Annotated in this window: 6 protein-coding genes; all 6 read right to left on the bottom strand. The window is 60.0% G+C overall.

The window, feature by feature from the left end; genetic code table 11:
- Positions 1 to 621 precede the first annotated feature (621 nt).
- Positions 622 to 1,017: a hypothetical protein gene (locus VJ923_RS12090; protein WP_326441837.1), complete on the bottom strand. Its 396-nt coding sequence runs from the start codon at positions 1,015 to 1,017 to the stop codon at positions 622 to 624.
- Between the two features lie 312 nt (positions 1,018 to 1,329).
- A complete protein-coding gene (locus tag VJ923_RS12085) occupies positions 1,330 to 1,812 on the bottom strand; it encodes an HNH/endonuclease VII fold putative polymorphic toxin (protein WP_326441835.1) in 483 nt (160 codons plus the stop codon).
- A gap of 60 nt (positions 1,813 to 1,872) precedes the next feature.
- Complete coding sequence (locus tag VJ923_RS12080) at positions 1,873 to 2,250, bottom strand: hypothetical protein (protein ID WP_326441834.1); 378 nt, start codon at positions 2,248 to 2,250, stop codon at positions 1,873 to 1,875.
- A 561-nt stretch (positions 2,251 to 2,811) separates the two neighbouring features.
- Positions 2,812 to 3,546 (bottom strand): hypothetical protein, encoded by a 735-nt coding sequence (locus VJ923_RS12075; RefSeq protein WP_326441832.1) that lies wholly within the window; start codon positions 3,544 to 3,546, stop codon positions 2,812 to 2,814.
- Positions 3,543 to 3,716, bottom strand: a complete 174-nt coding sequence (locus tag VJ923_RS12070) for a hypothetical protein (RefSeq protein WP_326441831.1) — start codon at positions 3,714 to 3,716, stop codon at positions 3,543 to 3,545. Before VJ923_RS12070 ends, VJ923_RS12075 begins: the two co-directional genes overlap by 4 nt.
- Positions 3,717 to 3,997: 281 nt before the next feature.
- Positions 3,998 to 4,669: hypothetical protein (locus VJ923_RS12065; protein ID WP_326441829.1), on the bottom strand; the 672-nt coding region annotated here is incomplete at its 5' end.

Genomic DNA, 4,669 nt, shown 5'->3' with positions numbered 1-4,669 from the left:
TGGATGCGAGCTTTCTTGTCCTTTCTGCGTTGGCGCCGCCGTATTTCACCCGCGAGTCGTGCCCCGTGGGGTCCGCGTACGCCACCGGGTTGCCGCCGGCGTAGGCGTAGCGGTTCAAGGTGGCCTCATCGGCAGCACCATGACTAGCTCCGATATCCAGTTAAGTGTCCCGGCCTTCAAGCTCCCGCATTACAGCAGGAAGCACGTTACCGAACGACTCCCTTATCTTCCAACGCAATAACTGGGATTGGGCTGACCCCGACGGGCCACTGGTCGACCGCGCCAGACGCCCCCGTCTCCCCAGAAAGCTGGGGGATGCTACCACCGGCACGGCCAGACTGCAAGCGGACGGCTGATAGAACCCTGCAGGGCACTGCACCACGGCCAGATGATACAAGCGTCACAGGCCCACGGCGAATCGACCAGCCGCTCCACTGAGAGGATGCGTCATTGACAGGAGGGCGCAACCGCCGCGGTTCTGGACCTCGACGTCGGCAAAGCATCGCACTGGGCCTACGGCATCTATTCCTCGGGGCGCGATTCCGAACGATCTGGCGACCTCGTCGAGGGCCTCCCCATGGATCTCCGCGACCCCCACATAGAAAACTCCCTCGCCCTCGCTTACCTTGTCAAAGGCCGCACGATGCCCGCTGCTTCCATGTTTGCACCACTAGACAGGTTGCTCTCTTTTTCGAAGAGGTAGACCGCCAAGCCATCACCATAGTTCTGAAGGCAGACAATCCCATCGCCCGCGGGCATCGCCTCAAACAGAGGGTATAGGTCGAACGCCGCGAAAAACGGGAGCCCATGTCCTGCGAACACCTCGGGCAGCATTGGCATGACGCGTCCGCAATCGAACGATGAGCCCGAGCGAGCGAGATACAAAAACCTAGAGGCCCGTCCTGCATTCCCCAGCGCGAGCACCGCGGTATCCGTCAGTCCGCCCAACAGCTCCGCGGCTCCTACGAAAGCGAAATCGTCCCCTTCATCCACCTTCTCTTCTTCGATTTCCCCCACAAGCAGCCCCCTTTGGGCCAAGTCCAAAGTTTTCCAGAGGCCGTAGTGCTGCCGTATGCGAGGCGACCCACCGCGCCCTCGCGACGAAGCGCAAAGGAGCACGCACCCCGGAGGCGCCTCCCACAGGCCACCGAGCCAAGAGGCAGCCTCGGCGCAAAAACCTTCATCCGAGGATATGTATCCCCGCAGCGAAGCGCAGGCCCACATCTGAACACTCGGGACGGCTCGACCTTGAGCGCGACAAGCTTCCTCGAGGCCATAAAAGTATGCGACTATCGGCATCGGGCCTATGTGTTCTTCCATATCGTCTCCTTAGTAATCGAAGTGGTTGCCAGCGGGATCATTGAAGTGCGGTCCATGATTCTGCGAGGGATCGTCCTTGTAGGTATGCCCGTAATGCTCAAGAATTACGGTGGTATGCTCGGGATCATCCGAACGCGGTGTACTGAATTCATACTCACGCCCCGGAATAGGTACTCCCGCCTTATTTTCGGCTGGTTTCACCGAAGTAGGCTGCTGCGAAACCGGCAAGCCCGCCGATCTCTTCGCCTCCCTGAAGGCCCCTCGACGGCCCGCGCCCTCTGGCGAGAGGTTCGGGGGCCCGACCCCCTTGGCGGCCTCCAGCTTCTTGACAGCGCGTGTGGCCGCGGCCGCGGCGTCGGCGGCGGCGCCGATGCCGGGGATGAACCCGAGCAGGTCCAGGACTCCGTGGCCTATGGCGGCCAGATCGACTCCCTCGCTCTTAGCACCCAAGCGCCAAGCAGCAAAAAAGTTGTCGTAGCAAGCACGATGCACGCTCCGCAGAGAAGAGAGCGCTGCCCCAAGCTTGACGCAAGCGTTGACGCGCTTGCCGTATTACTTACATCTAAACTGGATGAAGCATCTTGGGCGATCTTTGAATTTTCCAGGCCCTCGTCGCTCTTCTTCTGTTTCTTCTTCCGGTCGCTCCTCTTTTTCCAATAATCGCATATTTTTTTCAAAGCACGCGAAAGAGGACCCCATGCCGCAAATCAATACCCAAAGCAAGAACGCAAGAAATAGAACAGAAAAGATACTCGCCGCCGAAAAGCCTTCAAAGGCGCTCCCTAAAGGCAAGAAGCACAATGAGATGAGCGCAATGAGCAGGACGGGGCCGGCAACCGTAGCTATAAGACCAGGATGCTCGGCCAGCCAGTCGAACAGCTGGCGATACAGCCGACTTTCTTCATCTGGCTCAATGTTTTCGCGCCACATGGCCGAATCAAAAGGCGAAAAGCGATTCTCAATTTTATCTCTTACTACTAACTAAATTATTTATTGATAACTAATCTTAGCATAATTTGTAAGCCAATGTTTTCCCTATAACTACAATTAAAGAGACCCTCTCGCGTATTCTTTCACCGTTATCGCTTTGCCGCCTTCCAAACATTGCTACAGACTAACGCTTTGCGTTTCGTCCACATTCCTTCGAGCTTCAGCGCAAACCTCATCTGCCGGCTCAACCATGACCATCTTCCAGAGGTGCGGGTCGGCTCCAATACGTGCGCCAACAGAGGCGAGGAGCGCCGCTTGCTCACGTGTCAACGAGACGCCGTCTGCGAACAGGCAGCTGCACAGCACCTCGAACGCAGTCAGCTCGCCCCCGTCATCGAAGGCGCAATCGAAGGCGCAACCGAAGGCGCCCTTTATGAAAGCGCTCCCTCTTCGGAGCCAATGCCAAAGCAGCCCTGTCTGCTCATTTTTCCGAAACACCGGGGTCGCTTATCCCATCGCCCACTGTCCCATGCAATTGAAATGGCTACCAACGACATGGCGTCACTTCAACCAGTCAGAAAACGCTTCCGGGACCTCGTCCAGCTCCAATTCCGACACGAGCCCCCTCAGAGTCTGGGCCTGATTCGCACCGAGCGCCAGGTTGTTTTCCTCGATGGCGCTCAGCAGGCAGAACAGAGCGAAGGACCAGTTCCCCAGATCCATCTGCCTGGCAATCACGCGCGCGTCCGACCTCGGCAGCCTGCCGTATCTCAAGGACGTGAGCACGTCCTCCGCAAACCTTCGGGGCCTCTCCCAAGGATGCGGGAGCACCTCGCGGGCCAGCCCCCGTATCGAATCCACCCTGAACTCCAGCGCCTCCGGCCTTCCCACCCATAAGCGCATCGCCCTCTTCCGGCCGCGGCCGCTCGATGCGGCAACCGCCTTCACGCCTAGGGCGCGAGACGAGAGCCCGCCCCTCCAGGCTGCGAGCCCCCGGTCAAGCCTCTGCAGCTCGCCGCGCACCGCCGCGAAGGGCTCCTCGAACACCTCGACCCCTCCCAGCGACGCGCCCGAGGACGGGCCCAGTTCGACCCGGAAGCACTCGCCTTCGCGCGACAGGAAGGCGTTTCCCCATTCCCAAAGGCCGATGCGCTCCTCGCTGTCGGCGCACTCCGGGAAAACGCCCGAGGGATCGCCGAAGGCCGCAACGAGTTCCCCGAACTTCATTCCTACCGGCTCGATTCGCACGCTCGCAATTTCGAGGGCGAACGGCCTTGGCGCCCTTTCTCCACTCATCCGGCCACCTCCATCCGCACAAACAGGAGGTCCGACTCGCTTTCCCTCCAGCCCGCCTTCCGAAAGCGATAATGCCACTCCGCACAGGCTGTCCCCGCGCCAGCGAGCCCCCGCTCCCTTATCAGCTCCCCGAACATCAGGGTCAAGGTCTGCCGGTCCTCGTCGTCCATGAGCAGAAACGCCTCTCGCAATTCCCGCGATCTCCCGAAGCCCCTGCGCCTTCCGCTCAGTGCTATGCGAGATGGTCCCGCGCTAATGCGCGCCACGTACGCCATTGACGAAACTCGGGGCTCTCGGTCCGCCGACGGGACCGGGGACAGCACGCACGGCGCCGCGAGCACCAGCTCTTCCAACGCCACGCACGCTTGCTGCCAGTCTGAAGACGGAACAATGATAGTGCATGCCTTAAGTTCCTCGAGCTTGCCTCCCGCAACGCTATAGCCATAAGCTATCATTGCCTCAACTCCGTCGGCCATCCATTCTTCGCAAGCCATTCCTTCTCTTTCTTGGTCAATTTTGGAACTCCCCTGCTTTCCTTATGAATAGTACCATCGAGGTTTATTGCAGTCTCATCGGTGAAGTGCACATGCGGTTGCGAGGCTGTCACCCCCGCTTCAGTGCCATGCACCTCCTTCACGGTCCTCGGCGCTTGACCGCGTTCAACTTGCTTTTGCATATTACCGGCCGTTGAGACTTTCTTTGCCGCCCTAGCAATCGCCTCGACTTCATCGGCGGCATCCAAGGCATCGTAAGCCTTCTTGCCCAGGCGCGCACCCGCTGCAACCGTTCCCGCAACAGGCACAAAGCCACCTAGAGATATGCCCGCGTTGCCCCAGTCCCCTTCTGAGGCATACAGAAAGGCGTTCAGCAAATCGGCCGCCATCCCGACGGGCTCCAACGGGCCGCTCGCCATGCCCATGATGTCCAACGTCGTGTGGAGGTCGGAGTCGAAGTTCTTTTTCCCAGGAGCGCCAAAGTACTCGGATGTCGTGCAGAAGAGCTCTATCTGGCGCTCGCGAGCCCGACGCGCCTCCTTGTACAGGGCGCTGCGCCTCTCCGCGGCGCGCGACCCCCCGCCCTTCGACGCTGCCGGCAACAAGGAGCGCACGGCCGTTTGGGCCGT

The sequence above is a fragment of the Adlercreutzia shanghongiae genome, from assembly GCF_035830635.1.
Classification (GTDB): domain Bacteria; phylum Actinomycetota; class Coriobacteriia; order Coriobacteriales; family Eggerthellaceae; genus Adlercreutzia; species Adlercreutzia shanghongiae.
This window is presented reverse-complemented; position numbering and strand designations above follow the sequence as displayed.